Annotated in this window: 16 protein-coding genes and 2 pseudogenes; 3 read left to right on the top strand and 15 right to left on the bottom strand. The window is 49.9% G+C overall.

The window, feature by feature from the left end; genetic code table 11:
* Positions 1–205: 205 nt before the first annotated feature.
* The 12 genes and pseudogenes from DW085_RS06820 to DW085_RS06775 all read right to left on the bottom strand — a co-directional run bounded on the left by DW085_RS06820 (position 206) and on the right by DW085_RS06775 (position 10,620).
* On the bottom strand, positions 206–898 hold the full coding sequence (locus DW085_RS06820; protein ID WP_118491939.1) for an epoxyqueuosine reductase QueH: 693 nt from the start codon (positions 896–898) through the stop codon (positions 206–208).
* Positions 899–1,160: 262 nt separating this feature from the next.
* Complete coding sequence (gene rpoD, locus DW085_RS06815) at positions 1,161–2,288, bottom strand: RNA polymerase sigma factor RpoD (protein ID WP_022359808.1); 1,128 nt, start codon at positions 2,286–2,288, stop codon at positions 1,161–1,163.
* A 303-nt stretch (positions 2,289–2,591) separates the two neighbouring features.
* Positions 2,592–2,942, bottom strand: a complete 351-nt coding sequence (locus DW085_RS20495) for a hypothetical protein (protein WP_347475013.1) — start codon at positions 2,940–2,942, stop codon at positions 2,592–2,594.
* 58 nt (positions 2,943–3,000) lie between these two features.
* Complete coding sequence (locus DW085_RS20490; RefSeq protein ID WP_347475012.1) at positions 3,001–3,510, bottom strand: diacylglycerol kinase family protein; 510 nt, start codon at positions 3,508–3,510, stop codon at positions 3,001–3,003.
* A 38-nt stretch (positions 3,511–3,548) separates the two neighbouring features.
* Entirely contained in the window at positions 3,549–4,739 is a 1,191-nt protein-coding gene (locus DW085_RS06805) for an A/G-specific adenine glycosylase (RefSeq protein WP_118491937.1), read from the bottom strand.
* Positions 4,732–4,824, bottom strand: a complete 93-nt coding sequence (locus DW085_RS20485; RefSeq protein ID WP_347475011.1) for a hypothetical protein — start codon at positions 4,822–4,824, stop codon at positions 4,732–4,734. Before DW085_RS20485 ends, DW085_RS06805 begins: the two co-directional genes overlap by 8 nt.
* A 143-nt stretch (positions 4,825–4,967) precedes the next feature.
* Positions 4,968–5,690, bottom strand: a pseudogene (locus tag DW085_RS06800) (biotin--[acetyl-CoA-carboxylase] ligase); the annotation flags it as partial.
* A 26-nt stretch (positions 5,691–5,716) separates the two neighbouring features.
* Positions 5,717–6,025: a DUF6637 family protein gene (locus tag DW085_RS06795; RefSeq protein WP_022359804.1), complete on the bottom strand. Its 309-nt coding sequence runs from the start codon at positions 6,023–6,025 to the stop codon at positions 5,717–5,719.
* A 236-nt stretch (positions 6,026–6,261) separates the two neighbouring features.
* Positions 6,262–7,199, bottom strand: a pseudogene (locus DW085_RS06790) (SPFH domain-containing protein).
* Positions 7,200–7,204: 5 nt separating this feature from the next.
* Entirely contained in the window at positions 7,205–7,642 is a 438-nt protein-coding gene (locus DW085_RS06785) for an NfeD family protein (protein WP_118491936.1), read from the bottom strand.
* A gap of 219 nt (positions 7,643–7,861) precedes the next feature.
* Complete coding sequence (locus DW085_RS06780) at positions 7,862–8,656, bottom strand: RNA methyltransferase (protein WP_118293277.1); 795 nt, start codon at positions 8,654–8,656, stop codon at positions 7,862–7,864.
* Entirely contained in the window at positions 8,653–10,620 is a 1,968-nt protein-coding gene (locus DW085_RS06775; RefSeq protein ID WP_182430822.1) for an NAD(+) synthase, read from the bottom strand. The genes DW085_RS06780 and DW085_RS06775 overlap by 4 nt, the downstream gene beginning before the upstream one ends.
* A gap of 575 nt (positions 10,621–11,195) precedes the next feature.
* Between DW085_RS06775 and DW085_RS06770 the strand changes: the two genes are divergently transcribed.
* Complete coding sequence (locus tag DW085_RS06770) at positions 11,196–12,305, top strand: ribonuclease H-like domain-containing protein (protein WP_118491933.1); 1,110 nt, start codon at positions 11,196–11,198, stop codon at positions 12,303–12,305.
* A gap of 1 nt (position 12,306) precedes the next feature.
* On the opposite strand, the gene DW085_RS06765 is transcribed toward DW085_RS06770, so the two are convergent.
* Positions 12,307–12,927, bottom strand: coding sequence for a DUF5662 family protein (locus tag DW085_RS06765; protein WP_242995775.1), 621 nt, complete (start codon positions 12,925–12,927; stop codon positions 12,307–12,309).
* 289 nt (positions 12,928–13,216) lie between these two features.
* On the opposite strand from DW085_RS06765, the gene DW085_RS06760 reads away from it, so the two are divergent.
* Positions 13,217–13,417, top strand: a complete 201-nt coding sequence (locus DW085_RS06760) for a cold shock domain-containing protein (RefSeq protein WP_022359797.1) — start codon at positions 13,217–13,219, stop codon at positions 13,415–13,417.
* A 233-nt stretch (positions 13,418–13,650) separates the two neighbouring features.
* Here the strand turns inward: DW085_RS06760 and hslO are convergent, their stop codons facing one another.
* Together hslO and DW085_RS06750 are read right to left on the bottom strand one after the other, a co-directional pair.
* Entirely contained in the window at positions 13,651–14,571 is a 921-nt protein-coding gene (gene hslO / locus DW085_RS06755; protein ID WP_333489824.1) for an Hsp33 family molecular chaperone HslO, read from the bottom strand.
* Positions 14,572–15,327 (bottom strand): class I SAM-dependent methyltransferase, encoded by a 756-nt coding sequence (locus DW085_RS06750; RefSeq protein WP_117796412.1) that lies wholly within the window; start codon positions 15,325–15,327, stop codon positions 14,572–14,574. It lies immediately after the preceding gene.
* Positions 15,328–15,819: 492 nt separating this feature from the next.
* Between DW085_RS06750 and DW085_RS06740 the strand changes: the two genes are divergently transcribed.
* Positions 15,820–16,317, top strand: a complete 498-nt coding sequence (locus tag DW085_RS06740; RefSeq protein WP_118481795.1) for a hypothetical protein — start codon at positions 15,820–15,822, stop codon at positions 16,315–16,317.
* The last annotated feature ends 46 nt before the right edge of the window (positions 16,318–16,363 follow it).

Genomic DNA, 16,363 nt, shown 5'->3' with positions numbered 1-16,363 from the left:
GCTCAGTAACGGAATTTGCCGTGGCTTCGCATTTAAATACGGCAAATTCCTGCTGCCACCACGTTTTCTTACGGCACTTTCGGTTCCAAAAGTGCCTACCTGTGAACAGTACCACTTTTTTCCCCTCACAGCCGATTCATACTTTCACAGCTACAAGCAATCATCCATATAAACTCATCTTCGACCAAACATATCGCCCCGCAAATCACGATGTTTCCTGCCTCTCCTTCTGCATCTGCTCTTCACGCTCCCGCTTCGAGAACACGCATCCGCAGTAATTCTGCCGGTATAGATGATACTGCGCCGACAGCTCGATCGAGCGCTTATATCCCTCTTTTTTCTTGAAATCCGACGGCAGAAATGCCACATGATACTCTTCTCCCATCGCCTGCCCGATCGTATTGAGGCGCCCGGCATTTTTGAGCGGACTGATCGTGAGGGTCGTCGTGAACCAGTCATAGCCGCCCTCGGCTGCCAGCTTCGCCGCTTCCCGAAGGCGCATCTCAAAACAAATACCACAGCGCTCGCCGCCCTCCGGATCCTTCTCATGCCCCCTGACTGCCTCATAGTAGCATTCCGGGTCGTACTTTCCTTCTACAAACCGGATCGGATGCACCGCTGGAAGCTCCCGGATCAGCCGCTGTACCTCCTCCGTGCGCGCCTCATATTCCTCCTTCGGGGAAATATTCGGATTGTAGTAGAACACCGTAATCGAAAAATACTGCGACAGATATTCCAGCACGTAGCTGCTGCACGGCGCACAACAGCTGTGGAGAAATAAAGTCGGAACTCTGCCGTCCCGGACTGCTGCATCCAGCACTTTTTCCATTTCTTTCTGATAATTCCGTTTCGCCGTCTGTGTATTTCTGGCTGGCGGATTTTTCATTGGTTCTGACATTTTTCTCTCCTCTTTCTATAACTTCCCATCTGTCCGTGCATTTTCCATCCAGCACACAATACTTCTATCCGAAACGCTTCTTTCCTGACAAACATCATTTCCATCCTTAGACGTCATATGAAGATATGCACAATAATTCATATTCTTCAAAACTTGAAAAAGCAGCCTGTACCCACGGACGGGTACAAACTGCTTTATCTTTTTATTAAACCTTTCAGGAAATTCCAAACAAATTTCCCTTTTTATCAAAATGATACAACTCTTACAGGAAATCGCGAATCCGCTTGCTCCGGACCGGATTTCTTAATTTACGAAGTGCTTTTGCCTCGATCTGGCGGATACGCTCTCTCGTTACGTTGAATGCTTTTCCGACCTCTTCCAGGGTTCTCGGATGTCCGTCCTCCAGACCAAACCGGAGAATAATAACCTGACGCTCTCTCTCCTTCAGGTCTCCAAGCAATGCATCGATATGCTCACGCAGCATAACAGATTCTACATTCCCTTCCGGCGTTACCACGTTGCCGTCCGCTACGAAATCACCCAGATTGGAATCGTCTTCCTCACCGATCGGGGTTTCCAGGGAAGCTGGCTCACGTGCGATCTGCATGATCTCCATGACCTTATCCTCGGACATGCCAAGCGCCTCGGAAAGCTCTGCCACCGACGGCTCATAGCCCAGTTCCAGCGTCAGCTTACGCTGCATCTTGGACATCTTGTTGATCGTCTCTACCATATGCACCGGGACACGGATAGTTCTCGCCTGATCCGCCAGAGCTCTTGTAACAGACTGACGAATCCACCAGGTCGCATATGTACTTAACTTATAACCCTTTGTATAATCAAACTTCTCAACGCCCTTAATAAGACCCAGATTGCCTTCCTGAACCAGATCCAGGAAGCTCATGCCGCGTCCTGTATAGCGCTTTGCAATGCTGACAACCAGGCGCAGGTTTGCCTCAATCAGGCGCTCTTTTGCATTCACATCACCCTCTGCTTTGCGCTTTGCAAGGCGGATCTCCTCCTCCGCGCTCAGAAGCGGAACGGTACCGATCTCTTTCAGGTACATACGGACCGGATCTTCCGTGCCGATTCCCTCTAACAGATCGATCGCATCCAGATCGATATCCTCTTCCTCGTTCTTGAGGAATTCATCATCCACATCATCATCGAGCATCGAATCATTTTCCTTGAGGATCGAATCATCGATCACCTCCGGAATGACATCAATATTATTCTGCTCCAGATAATTGTAAATCTGCTCCATCTGCTCTGTCTGCAGATTATCGCCCATAAAAAAGTTATTGATCTCTGTCACGTCCAGCGCGTTCTGCTTGGACTTTGCTAACTCTACCAGTTTCCTTAACTTACCTAAAAAATTTTCTTTCTCCACGAATTAACGTCCTTTCGATTTATTTCGCTTAGAAGTTTCTTTATATCTAACGTGATATTGTCCCTCGATTGTTCGTGTGCTTTTATTTCCCTGCACCTTTCCCTGCAATATCCCGAAAGTACATTATATACGATTAAATTCTATTTTTCAACAATTTTCGAAATTTTTCGATCTATTTCTATTTAGGCAGTTACTGTTCACGCATACGTGCCCAGTAACGCAATTTTCCGTGGCTTCGCATTTAAATACGGCAAATTCCTGCTGCCACCACGTTCTCTTACGGCACTTTCGGTTCCAAAAGTGCTACCCGCGAACAGTAACTTCAGGCACCCTGATCGCAATCTCTCTTGGTTTATTTTCAATCACGACCTCTGTCTGACTTCCGCCAAACTCACCGTCCAGCGACCAGTCCACCAGCTCCTCCGACTGTACCGTCAGTTTCGAGGTGCGGAACTTGAATACGCATTCATTTTCGCCCTCTCTCTGAATCAGATAAGCAGCAATACTTGCAATGTCAAGCGGCGTGCGCGGTTTCCGGACCAGAAGCACCTCAAACTCCCCGTCATCCAGCGCCACGTCCATACCAACCAGTCCTTTAAAACCTCCGATCGAGGTCGTATTGGTCACCATTCCCAGAATAAATTCCTCTTCCAATTCTCTCTGCTCCCCCAGATGTTCCCACGTAAGGCGCATCCGGTAGGATTTAAGCCTGTCAGGCGTTTGATGGCTTCCAGCATATATGCTGATGCCCCAAAATATTTTTCGTCTCCTGCGGGGTCGAATAGGATACCTCCGTAAATGCTCCGAACGCCGCCACATAGACGAAATACCGGTTTTTGCCGAATACACCGACATCCACCAGAAATGGTTTTCCCAGCGCAGCTGTCTGCGCCGCTTTCCGCATATTTTTCGGAAGTCCCAGACTGGATGCGAAATCATTCGTGGAACCCGACGGGATATATCCTAACTCCGGACGCTTTTCCGGGCTGATCGTCATCAGCCCCGATACCACCTCGTTGAGCGTACCGTCCCCGCCGCTGCACACGACCAGTTCCTTCGTTTTCGCACGCGCCGCCTGATACTCCGCATCCTTCGGGCCCTGCGTAATATAAACAGACGGTCCATAGCCCGCCTTTACAAAACTATCTAAAATTTCAAGAAGACGACTTCGAATCTGTTCTTTGCCAGATCTCGGATTGATGATAAAAAGCATTTTTTTCATAATCGCCATTTCTCCTGCTCCCCCACACTAACAGTATTTCATATTAATATATTTGTATACACGCGAAATGCATTGGGGATCGGATAGCGATCCTGCAGCTCCGCCCGGCGCACCATCAAAACTGTTTTATCCTGATAGCCGGATGCCCGTTTCAAGCGGATTCTGCGTCCACACATATGCCATTCAACATGGGAAAAAATGTGGACTGCATCCGGCAGATCCTCGGTTTCCTTAATATCCGCCTCCGCGATCCCCAGTTCTTTCGCCGCCTTTGCCGCACTCTTTTTTCCGTCCAGATTGACATATTCGTAGAGGGACGCCAACAATCCCTTGCTGCTGCGCTTGCGGATCGCCACCGTATCCTCCCACTCAATCAGGCAGACCGTTTTTTCCTCGATCCGGCGCGGCTTTTTCGGCGGCTTGACCGGATATTGCTCCTCCTCTCCCCGCCGGTGCGCCAGACAAAGGGATTCCAGCGGGCACTTCTCACAGAGCGGACGTCCGCCCGGGATGCAGACAAGCGCGCCCAGCTCAATCCATGCCTGATTATATTCACCTGGATGAAATAACTCTTCTGACCGTAATGCCGTGGAAACCTCACCGGCATCATCACCGGCTGACAAATAGGAATCTCTTTCCTCCGTCCGGCGCACAAGCTCCGCCTCCAGGCGCCGCTCATATTTCTTTCGAAGCGCCGGCTTCGTGCTGTCCTGTGGGTCAGCAAACAGGCGTGTCAGAACACGCACCACATTTCCATCCAGCGCCGGAGCCGGCAGATCATACGCGATCGACGCAACTGCCCCGGCTGTATAACTTCCGATGCCCGGAAGTTTCAATATCTCATCCCGCGACGCAGGCATCTGACCGCCGTAGTCTTCCATCAGGCAGACCGCTGCCTTTTTTAGGTTCCGGGCTCTGGAATAATACCCAAGTCCCTCCCACAGCTTCAAAAGCCTCTCTTCGTCCACCTGCGCGAGCGAGGTGATATCCGGGAGTGCTTCCATAAAACGGGCAAAGTACGGTTTGACCGCCTCCACCCGCGTCTGCTGCAGCATGATCTCCGAAATCCAGACCGAATACGGTTCCGGATTCTCCCGCCACGGAAGGAGCCGCCGGTTTTTACGGTACCAGGATAGTAATGGATCGCCGGATGCCGCCAGCCTCTCTTCTTCCGCATACGGTATTTCGCCCTCTAAAGGCTTTAACGACGCATAAAAATCTTTATACATATCCGTAAATGCCCCGGACAGATACCTCTCCTGAGATCACCTTGCATACCTTTCCGTCTTCTGTGCGGACCAGCAGTTCGCCCATCTCGTCAATTCCGAGCGCCATGCCCGTATACTCATTGCCCGGAGACAGGACGCGCACCTGTGTACGCAGTTTGCCAGGCGGCTGTTATAAACGTCCATCAGAGATTTCATGTTCTGGTTTTCCATGAATTTATCATAATATCCCTCATACGCACGCATGATCGCGGCGATTAGCTGGCTGCGGCGCACTTCTTTTCCCGTCTCCAGATACAGAGACGTTGCCACATCCCGAATCTCCTCCGGGAACTCATGATTTGCCACGTTGATGCCAATACCGGTTACGATATAATTAATACACTCTAATTCCGTGCTCATCTCGGTCAGGATACCGCAGACTTTCTTTCCATTGACGACGATATCGTTCGGCCACTTGATCTTTGCCTCCAGATCACAAACCTCCCGAATCCCGTCGGCAACTGCCAGAGCCGCCACCAGCGTCAGCATCGACGCGCAGGTCGGAGGAAGCTCCGGGCGCAGAAGCAGGCTCATCCAGATGCCGACGCCATGCGGCGCCGCCCAGCTTCTTCCGCGGCGTCCCTTCCCCATCGACTGATAATCCGCGACTGCCAGCGTACCGTGCGGGGCATCTTTCTCCGCCGCTTTCTTGATCTCGGTATTGGTTGAATCCGTCTCGTCAAAATATAAAATATTTTTTCCAGCCCACTCGCTGTCGATGCTGCTCTCCAGCTCTGCCTGGCTGAGAACATCGCCCAGGAAACGCAGCCGGTAACCGCGGTTCCGGACCGCCTCTATCTCATATCCTTCTGTCTCCAACTGTTTGATAACTTTCCAGACTGCCGTCCGTGATACATTTAAACGCTCACAGATCTCCTGTCCGGACAGGTAATCATCCGTTTCTTTTAACATTCGCAAAACTTCTGTTTTCACTTTTATTACCCCCACCATATTGTAAGTGTACTGACAATACATAAAAGGAACAATCCTGCTCCCACTGCCATCAGGATCATTCCGCCGGTCCGCAGATGCTTTCTTCCCCTTCCCCGGCGATAGCGGTCATAGCCATTGGCAAAATTCAGTACCGCCGCCAGAAGAAAGATTACCGGAAACAAAATCCGGTTTTCATCCGGGTTCAGAAACGCAAGAACCGCAAATATCACGATCAATATACCCACTACGATATGAAGCATATCCAGGGCAAACGCGATATTCGCGCTTTTCTTTCTTTTTTCCTGCAGGTTCAACGCATCCACTCCTTACTTATATTCGCAAACAACAGCCTCATTCTTCATATAGCACATAGCTTCTTGCATATACCCTTTCATCAACATATATGGGTATACATATCACTATGGGATATTATACCGAATGTCCGCAGGCTTGTCAAAAAAGAAATCGAAAAAGGCTGCGGTTCCTGCTTTACATAACCATCAGCCTCTTCTTATACCTTTTTTTATAACTTAGAGCCGCTCACTCCCGGCTACTCTGCCTTTTGAACATCCGTACCAACTTCCGTCAGACCCTTTACCAGACCGGCAATGCCTGGATCTCGGACGGGATGATGATCTTCGTCGCCTTGCCGTCCGCTGCTTTGGCAAATGCCTCCAGGCTCTTGAGCTGCAGCACTGCATTGTCCGCGCCTGCTTCCTTGATGAAGCGAAGTCCGTCTGCTTCCGCTTTCTGAACTTTGAGGATCGCTTCCGCCTCACCTTCTGCCTCGCGGATCATCTTTTCCTTCTGTGCTTCTGCACGCAGGATCGCCGCTTCCTTCTCTGCTTCTGCTTCCAGAATCGCGGACTCTTTCTTACCTTCGGCTACCAGGATCGTCGATTTCTTTTCGCCTTCGGCACGGAGAATGGACTCACGGCGCTCACGCTCTGCCTTCATCTGTTTCTCCATCGCATCCTGAATAGCTGCCGGAGGAATGATATTTTTCAACTCAACACGGTTTACCTTGATTCCCCACGGGTCTGTCGCCACATCGAGTGCAGCGCGCATCTTCGTGTTGATCGTCTCACGGGAGGTTAAGGTCTGGTCAAGTTCGAGATCACCGATGATATTTCGAAGGGTGGTCGCCGTCAGGTTCTCGATCGCCATGATCGGGTTCTCAACACCATAAGCAAACAGCTTCGGATCCGTGATCTGGAAAAATACAACCGTATCAATCTTCATCGTAACGTTATCTTTCGTGATAACCGGCTGCGGTGCAAAATCTACAACCTGCTCTTTTAAAATGACTCTTTTTGCCACGCGGTCAATGAACGGCACCTTGAAATGCACGCCAACCGACCATGTCTCCAGATAAGCACCCAGACGCTCTACAACTAATGCCTGTGCCTGCGGCACGATCCGGATACAGGATGACAAAATCAGAAGTACCACAATCGCAATGACAAGAAAACTGATAACTGCTCCCATATTTCCTACTCCTCCTTACATTTGCTGACAATCAGCTTGACGCCGCTGACCGCCTGAATCTGTACCATCGTATCCCTCGGAATCCGGCTTCCATCCGCCGAGCGTGCCGTCCATTCCTGGCCGGACACCATCGCCGTCCCTCTCGCCTCGTCGTTATCAATCTCTGCGGTTACCCGCGCTTTTTTACCCACCAGCGCGTCCACATTGGTCCGCACCGTCTTCTGATTGATATACCGGAGTGCCAATGGTCTTGTTGAATACAAAAGAAGGAATGAAACAACGACAAACACTGCCATCTGGATGTCAAGATTCACTCCCGCGATCGACAGGACACACGCAATCAGAGCGCCTCCAGCAAACCAGATCGAAGTCAGCGCCATCGACGCTGCTTCCAGCCCGATACACACTACAAACACCGCCAGCCAGACACACCATACTGCCATGTCATCCCCTCCTTCCATATAGGTCTTTTGACCCTGATATCTTAAAACTAGTATACGATATTTTCTGACATTTATCAACCAATCAGCTCTGTTTTTGAACTTACGGTTTTATTACAAACTTCTTAATGGAACATATCGATCTGCAGTTCAATTTATTTCTTCACAGCTCTCTATTTGCACAAACTATCCGGCTTAAAACATTGTTTCAAAAAATGCAATTTACTGTCGTCTCTGCCGTGCCGTCTCAAACAGCAGCACCGAAGCCGCCACCGCTGCATTGAGGGATTCAACCTTTCCAGCCATCGGAATCCTCACCCACGCGTCAGCAAGCGCCGCCGTCTCCTCGGTCAGACCATTTGCCTCATTTCCAATCAGAAAGCCGGACGGACCTGTATAATTTTCTTCTTCGTAGTTATGTTTCCCCTTTAAATGCGCCGCATAGAGGCGGATTCCCTGCTTTTTTACTTCCCCGATCGTCTGATGCAGGTCGTCCGTGTAGATAAACGGCACCCGGTAGATCGAGCCCATCGTGGAACGGATGACCTTCGGGCTGTAAATATCAGCTGAACCACGGTCAAGAATAATGCCTGTCACACCCGCCCCCTCTCCGGCACGCAGGATTGTTCCCAGATTACCCGGATCCTGCAGCGTCTCCAGAATCACAAGCTCCGGTGCCTTTCCGTCCGGGCTATTTTTCAGCACATCTGAGAGCTGATAGGAAAACTGTTCCGCTACCGCCAGGATACCCTGCGGTGTCTGGGTGTCCGACATATGGCGCATGACCTCATCCGTCACCGTCTCATACCGGCAGCCAGCCAGCAGTTTTTCTGCTCTTTCCCCCTGCTGGCGCAGAAAATTTTCCGACACATAGACTTCGCGGCGTCTCTCCACCGGCAGTTCCCCGAACATTTTCGGACCTTCCACCAAAAAGACGCCCTGTTCCCGTCTTGCTTTTGCTTTCTTTGCAAGCGCCGTCACCGCTCTGACACGGGCGTTGCCCGTGCTCGCGATCACAGGATGCCTCCTGCCGCTTTCGTCTCCGGCACTCCGTAAACGCAATCCTCATCCAGTGTTTCCAGCTCCTCCAGCCACAGGCGGCTGCACGCATCGCTCGGCATACGCAGGTCGCCGCGCGGTGATACTGCAGCAGAACCTACCTTCGGACCATCCGGCAGGCAGGAACGCTTAAACTGCTGGTTGAAGAAACGGCGGTAGAACACCTTCAGCCATTTAAGGATCGTTTCCTTATCATAAGCACCGTCAAATGCCTGACGTGCCAGGCGGTAAATCTTGCCCGGACGGTAGCCGAATCTTAATATATAGTAGAGATAGAAATCATGCAGCTCATAAGGACCAACCAAATCCTCCGTTTTCTGCGCGATCTTTCCATCCTCCTCCGGCGGCAGAAGCTCCGGGCTGACCGGCGTATCCAGTACATCCAGCAGAATATCAGAAAGCTCTTTCTCGCCACAGGTATCTGAATAATAGCGCACCAGATGGCGCACCAGCATCTTCGGAACCGAGCAGTTGACACCGTACATCGACATATGATCGCCGTTGTAGGTCGCCCAGCCAAGCGCCAGCTCCGACATATCGCCGGTACCGATGACAAGACCGCCGATCTTATTGGCAAGGTTCATCAAAACCAGCGTCCTCTGGCGTGCCTGTGAATTTTCATACGTTACATCATGAACCGACGGATCCTGCTCAATGTCGCGGAAATGGATAGTAACTGCCTCTCGGATATCGACTTCTTTCAAGGTTGCACCCAGCTTTTTCGTGAGCTGGCAGGCATTCTGGTACGTCCGGTCAGTCGTACCAAAGCACGGCATCGTCACAGACAAGATATTTTCACGTGGAATCCCCAGCAGATCAAAGGCGCGCACGGTTACTAAAAGTGCCAGCGTTGAATCCAGACCGCCTGAAATACCAACGACAGCATGGCGGCATCCGGTATGTTTGAGACGTTTTTTCAATCCCATCGCCTGGATCGAAAGGATCTCCTCGCAGCGGCGGTTCCGGCTGCCCGCATCGTGTGGGACAAACGGGGTCGGATCGATCGCGCGCTCCAGCGCAAGCGGTTTCCGATCCAGCGTAAAGCTTACAAACCGGTAATCCTCACGGCCTTCTGTCTGATAGGTCGTCATCCGGCGGCGCTCACATTCCAGACGTTCCAAATCGATATCTGCGTAGATCGTCTGATTCTCAAATCGCGCTGACTCCGACAGGATATTGCCATTCTCAGCGATAATATTCTGGCCGCCAAAAACGAGATCCTGGGAAGACTCTCCCTCGCCCGCATTGGCGTAAATATACGCACAGAGCAGCCGAGCCGACTGACCGCTGATCAGACTTCTGCGGTACTCGCTCTTGCCTGTCACCTCATCGCTGGCAGAACAGTTGACGATCACCGTTGCCCCCGCCGACGCGTGTGCAATACTCGGTGGATTTAAAACCCAGACGTCCTCGCAGATCTCCGCCCCCACGACGAGATTTTCCACATTGTCACAGGAAAATAAAAGCTCCATTCCCATTGGCACCTGATAACCGTCCCAGGAAACGTCGATTGTCTTTTCCCAGCCCGGGTTGAAATAACGTCCCTCATAAAATTCAGAATAGTTTGGAATCCATCTCTTCGGAACCAGACCGAGCAGCTTTCCATCCTGGATCGCCGCTGCCACATTGTACAATTTATTGTTGTATTCCCACGGAAGTCCTACAAATACAAGCATTGAATCGCCAGCTGTAAAGGCGATCAGCTTCCTAAGCTCTTCCTTTGCCTTCGCCAGCAGCGATTTCTGGATAAACAGCTCACCGCACGTATATCCCGTCAGCACCAGCTCTGGAAATACCATAATCGAAGCGCCCTTTTTGCGCCCCTCCTCTATCTGTTCACAAACCTGTTCCCGGTTGTACTCTACATCTGCCACCTTCACTTCCGGCGTTGACGCGGCAACCCGGATAAAGCCATCTCTTATCATATGGTTTGTCTCCCTTATAAATAATTTTTAAAAACATAGCAACTGTTCAATAGGTCTGCGCATTTACTGCGCTGACCGTACGAAAACATGGACCAGCAGGCAAAAATCCCATTGCCGTAGGCAATTTTAAATGGATTTTTGCGCGTGACTGTGAAGGTACTGAACAGTTACGAATTTATTGTAGCTGTCACTATACAAAAAGTCAAACATATATAAAAAGAGAGCCGCTTTTCCCCCACAGAAAGCAGCTCTCCGGTCACGTTCACAACCGTTACATTAAATAGTTTGATTGCTGTATGTAAATATACCACTCTTTTCCAATTTTGTCAACGTCACCTTTGTCATTTTGCACAATAAATCTTTTTCTTTTTTCGACAAGAAAAAGCAATTTTCACAGTTCTTTTTTACGAATCTTTCCGCTTTCAGTCTTTGGAAATTCCTTTAGAATGACAGGTTGCTTTTCGCTTCCGATGAATTTATAATAACGCCATAGGTTACAGTCTGAAACCAATCCCCGACGCAATGCGGATCTGGGGCGGACATTATAAACCGACACAGGAGGATACTGCCAAATGATCACCATTCAAAATCCGCTGACCTTTACTTCCTCTTATCCGCCCAAACGGTTAGGAGCTATCTCCGATCTGCTCTTTTTCGATATCGAGACGACCGGCTTTTCCGGCGACTACGCCTCAGTCTATCTGATCGGCTGCGTCTGGCACGACGGAAACACCTGGATTCTGACCCAGTATTTTGCCGAGACGAGGGATGCGGAAGAAGAGGTTCTCGACGCTTTTTTTGCACTTCTCCGGACAAAGCGCATCCTCGTCCATTTCAACGGCGACGGGTTTGACATTCCATTTCTGACGAAACGCTGTGTTTTTTATAAAAAGGACTGGAATTTTGAAGCGGTTGAAAGTTTTGATATTTATAAGAAAATACGCCCATTAAAAAAATTGCTGGGACTTGAAAATCTGAAACAGAAAAGCATCGAGCGGTTCCTCGGCATTGCCCGCGAAGATAAGTACAACGGCGGTCAGCTCATCGAGGTTTACGGTGAATATTTACAGACGCACTCTGAGCTGCTGAAACACCTTCTGATTCTCCATAACGAGGATGACTTAAAGGGAATGCCGCAGATTCTGCCGATTCTCGCCTACCCGGACTTTCTGACCGGCGATTTTTCTTTCAAAGGTTCAGAAAGCCGTGATATCCCATATGCGGACGGAAACTCAGAAAAGCACCTGCTGCTTCACTATGAAAGCCCCGTCTCTCTGACAAGCGGATTCCATTTTTTCATCGGTGAGCTGGAGCTGTCGGCGGAGGGAAACCGCCTGACGCTCGACCTTCCATTATATTCCGGGGAACTGAAACGATTTTACAGCGATTATGAGAATTATTACTATATGATCTACGAGGACTGCGCCATCCACAAAAGTGTCGGTCAGTATGTGGATCGCTCCGCCCGCAAGAAGGCAACCGCCAAAACGTGCTACACCCGCGCAGCCGGGCTGTTTGTACCGCAGCCGCTTCTTGCAGATGGCACTCCGATGTGGCATGAATGCCTGAAAGCAGACTATAAGAGTAAGCAGCTGTTTGTGCCGTATTCAGAACAGCTTTTCACAGATCCAGAGACGGCAGTGCTGTACTTACATAATTATCTGAGAGAATTGTCCCTATAAATTACAGCACCCGTCCACGCTCTCTTATCTCCCGGATCACGTGTCCCATCCGTTTTCTCCGGACTGCCTGTTCTTTCGCCCTCTCCCGTGCAAGCAGCGCCCGGATGAACGCAAAGGTTCTCTCCTCGCCCTGGTCTTTCAGCATCGTGAGGAGATATTCCAGCTGGTACTTCGTCCTCGGGTGCATCACGACAAAATCTCTGCCTCTTTCAAAGTATTCCCACGCACACGCATCCGTGTAATCTTTTCCCTTATAAACCTTCGACGCGGCAATCCGGTCCATTACCATCTCGATCAGGTAGCGAAGGGGCATTTTATTGCCGACAAGCCCCCAGGACTTGTCCGGTGCAAAATCGATCCAGTATTCGAAATGATGTTTGTTGCGTCCCTTGTGGTGCAGCCATGCCGCCGAATAGCCCTTTTCTTCTTTTTCCGCTGCATTTGGGCTGCGGTTTCCCTGATAATATTTAACGCCGGTCGCAAATTCCTCCCAGGAATACTTGGAGAGGTCGTGCAGAAGTCCCTGGCGGTACAGCCCTACCGCAAAGCAGTTTTTCATGACCTCGCATTTATGTTTCGTGATCGTCAAAAAATGATGATACGCATTGTAAATATAATTCATTTTCCTACCTCTTTCCCCTTTTCTTTCCTCCTATTTTACCCCCCGTATTCTGGTTTGACAACCCCACTTTCTTTCGCGGCTTTCTGGAAAATACCCGTTACTGGGACACATGTGTGTACAGTAACAAATGCCCTTATTTTCCACAAAAATTTAACTATTTTTAAATGTCTGAATTTCCAGAAATTTTATGCGAAAACGTTTGACATCAATATGAAACTATGCTATTCTTGGAACAGGTCGTAAATCCATGCGGCCATCACTATTTTTTATATTTTTTTGGAGGTATCATATGAACAGAGGTACTGTAAAGTGGTTCAACAACCAGAAAGGTTACGGATTTATCTGCGACGAGCAGGGCAACGATGTATTCGTTCACTACTCCGGACTGAACATGGAAGGCTTCAAGTCTCTTGAGGAAGGCGCTCAGGTAGAGTTCGAAGTTGTTAACGGTGCTAAGGGACCGCAGGCTACTAACGTAACCAAGCTTTAATCATCAACTTTCCAGTGTACCTGTTTTCCAAATATGTTTGATATATATTTTGCGAATACGTTATATTGATCTAAGTAAAGTGATTATAAAAAGGGATACTGCTTCGGCAGTATCCCTTTTTTCGTCACTGCTCACACATGTGTGAACAGTGACCTTTTTTCTGTCCTGCCATGCGGAACATATCCAAATATCCTTTTTCCGCACAGCAGCCCTATCTATTATCTCATTTCTTTTTACTTCTTAGCTTTCTCGTACAATTTTTTCAGCTCATCCACACTAAATTCATAGTGCTTGTTGCAGAACTGGCAGTTGACTTCGATGCTCTTGCCCTCGTCGATCATCTCCTGCAGCTCCTTGCCGCCGATGCTGATCAGCGCCTTTTCTACACGGCTCTTGGTGCAGTTGCAGGTAAACTGAATCGGCATCTTATCCAGAATCTCCAGACCAAATTGTCCTAAAATCAGCTCCAGAATATCCTCCGGGGTCATTCCCTTATTTAACATCGTCGTCACCGGCTCCAACTCACCGATCGTCTTTTCAAGTGCCGCGATCGTCGCCTCCTCTGCTCCCGGAAGAAGCTGGATGATAAATCCGCCTGCCTGGCGCACCGTATTTTCTTTATTCATCAGAACGCCCAGTGCCACGGAGGACGGAGTCTGCTCGGAGGTCGCATAGTAATAAGTCAGATCTTCCGCAATCTCACCCGTTACCAGGATCGTCTGTCCCACATACGGCTCTTTCAAACCGATATCCTGGATTACGCTCAAGACGCCGACTCCCAGCGCACCGCCCACATCCAGCTTGCCCTTCGCATTCGGCGGCAGCATTACCTCCGGGTGGAACGCGTAGCCCTTGACATTGCCGTTCTTATCAGCTGTCACCGTCAGACCGCCGATCGGACCATCGCCCTCGACCCGGATGGTTAAAAGATCACTGTCTGCTTTCATCATCGATCCCATCATGACCCCTGCCGTCATCAGGCGTCCCAGCGCTGCGGTCGCCACCGGGCTGGTATTGTGCGCCTGTCTGGCTTTCTCCACCAGATCGCGGGAAGTCGCCGCAAATGCGCGGATCTGACCATTCGCCGCCGTCGCACGGAGCATATAATCTCCGGTCTGTCCCGTTATTTCACCTGCTTTTATCTTTTCCATCATTTATACCTCTTTTCCATGTTCTCTCGCAACCACATAGATTCGGTCGCTCTCTTTTCGCGGCACGTTCTTCGTAAATGCGTCATACGCCGCCACAAATTCCATGCCCGCCTCTGTGAGCGCCTTTTTTATCTCGTCCAACGACCACGCGCGCTCAAAATGCGTCTCCTGATAGCGGCGGTATAAGTCATCCTCCTCGCGGATAAAGAGCGTCAGATCGTAGGAGTTAATTTTCCCCTCTTCATCATACTCATTTTCCCAGATGAAGCTCCCCTCGTCGCGCACCTCCGCGATCGTCTCACTTCCCATTGCCTGAAACTTTGCCTCCGTGTTCAGGTCGAAAATGAACATTCCCTTCGGATCCAGATAATTGTTGACCAGCGAAAATACGTGCGCCAGATCGTCATAATCCAGAATATAATTCAGCGAATCGCAGATACTCACGACCGCCCGGACCGTCCCGTACAATTCAAATTCACGCATATCCTGCAATAAATACAGAATTGGCAGCCCGGATTCTGCCCTTTTTTCGATTGCTTCCTGCAGCATATCCTCCGAGACATCCACGCCGATCATATCATAGCCTTCCTTTGCCAGAAGCTCCGTCAGCGTGCCGGTTCCGCATCCCAGATCCAGCACCAGACCATCATTGATCCCATATTCCTTTAAAAGAGAAGTCAGGTACCCGCACCAGTCCTCATAGGGAATATTATCCATAAACATATCATATACTTCCGCAAAACTCGTGTAAGCGTCCATTTAGCCTCTCCTTCTATATTGCCGATGCAAAAATGACTGCCATGCACCGAAAGCTTTCCCCTACTGCACAATCTCCTTCCGATGCCAGCACTCCCATCATAGCAATTTTTCGCCCTGTTTGCAAGAATAATTGAAAAAGCACGCGCAGATGACCAGGAATGGAGTAATTGTTCACAGGTAGGCACTTTTGGAACCGAAAGTGCCGTAAGAAAACGTGGTGGCAGCAGGATTTTGTCGTATACACTAACTCTTGACGTTCCACGCAGAACTGACTATACTAGAGCGTATGAAAAATTTGACTGAAAAACAAAAACATTCCCCCATCAAAAGCCGCCGTTTTTACCGCCGGCAGATGTGGCTTCCGGCGCTGGTGCTGATCGCGTCCATCCTGCTCCTGTGGCAGAATGCCGGGGAAAATTCACACTCCCCGCGGCCGATAAACAGCCAGTGCAAGTTTGAAGATTTTTATAACCCGGCTCAGCCTATGTCTCGGTGAACGCTCCTTCCTTATATTATACAGGGTGCGCTGCCTACGATGGAAAGAAAGAGACCGGATATTATTATTACTCTCTGGAAAATGGAACCTGCCATTTCTATCTGCTCGATCCGTCTTCCGGCTATCCAGAGCCGCCCGAACGCAAAGCACTTTCATTAAACGGGCGTTTGATCCGCCTGAACGAGGATACCTATGAATCGCTTCTCCAGACGATGGCGGACAGTCTCTCCTGGACGGTGAGCTCCCTGCGGAACATGACTTCTCCTTATATCATATCCGCTCTGCCGTATCCCGCTCTGACGCATGAGGTATTTCATCTATTAGCCGGATGTGCGTTTCTGATCGCCCTGGTGGATCTGATCTGGCTTTTTTACCATTCACTCCGGCACCGCCGGGAGCCGCTGCAGCTTTCCGGTGAGGCACAGCAGGGGCAGCAGGATTCTTCCAGTGAGCAGCCGCGCACTTTGATTTCCCACCGCAGGAAAAAACATTGACAGACGATTCAAGCCATGCCGCTTTCCCTGGCATAGGCTGAACCGT

The organism is Clostridium sp. AF50-3, assembly GCF_003477445.1.
Lineage (GTDB): Bacteria > Bacillota > Clostridia > Lachnospirales > Lachnospiraceae > Otoolea > Otoolea fessa.
Note: the sequence above shows the minus strand (reverse complement) of the source record. Positions and strands in the feature narration are given on the sequence as shown.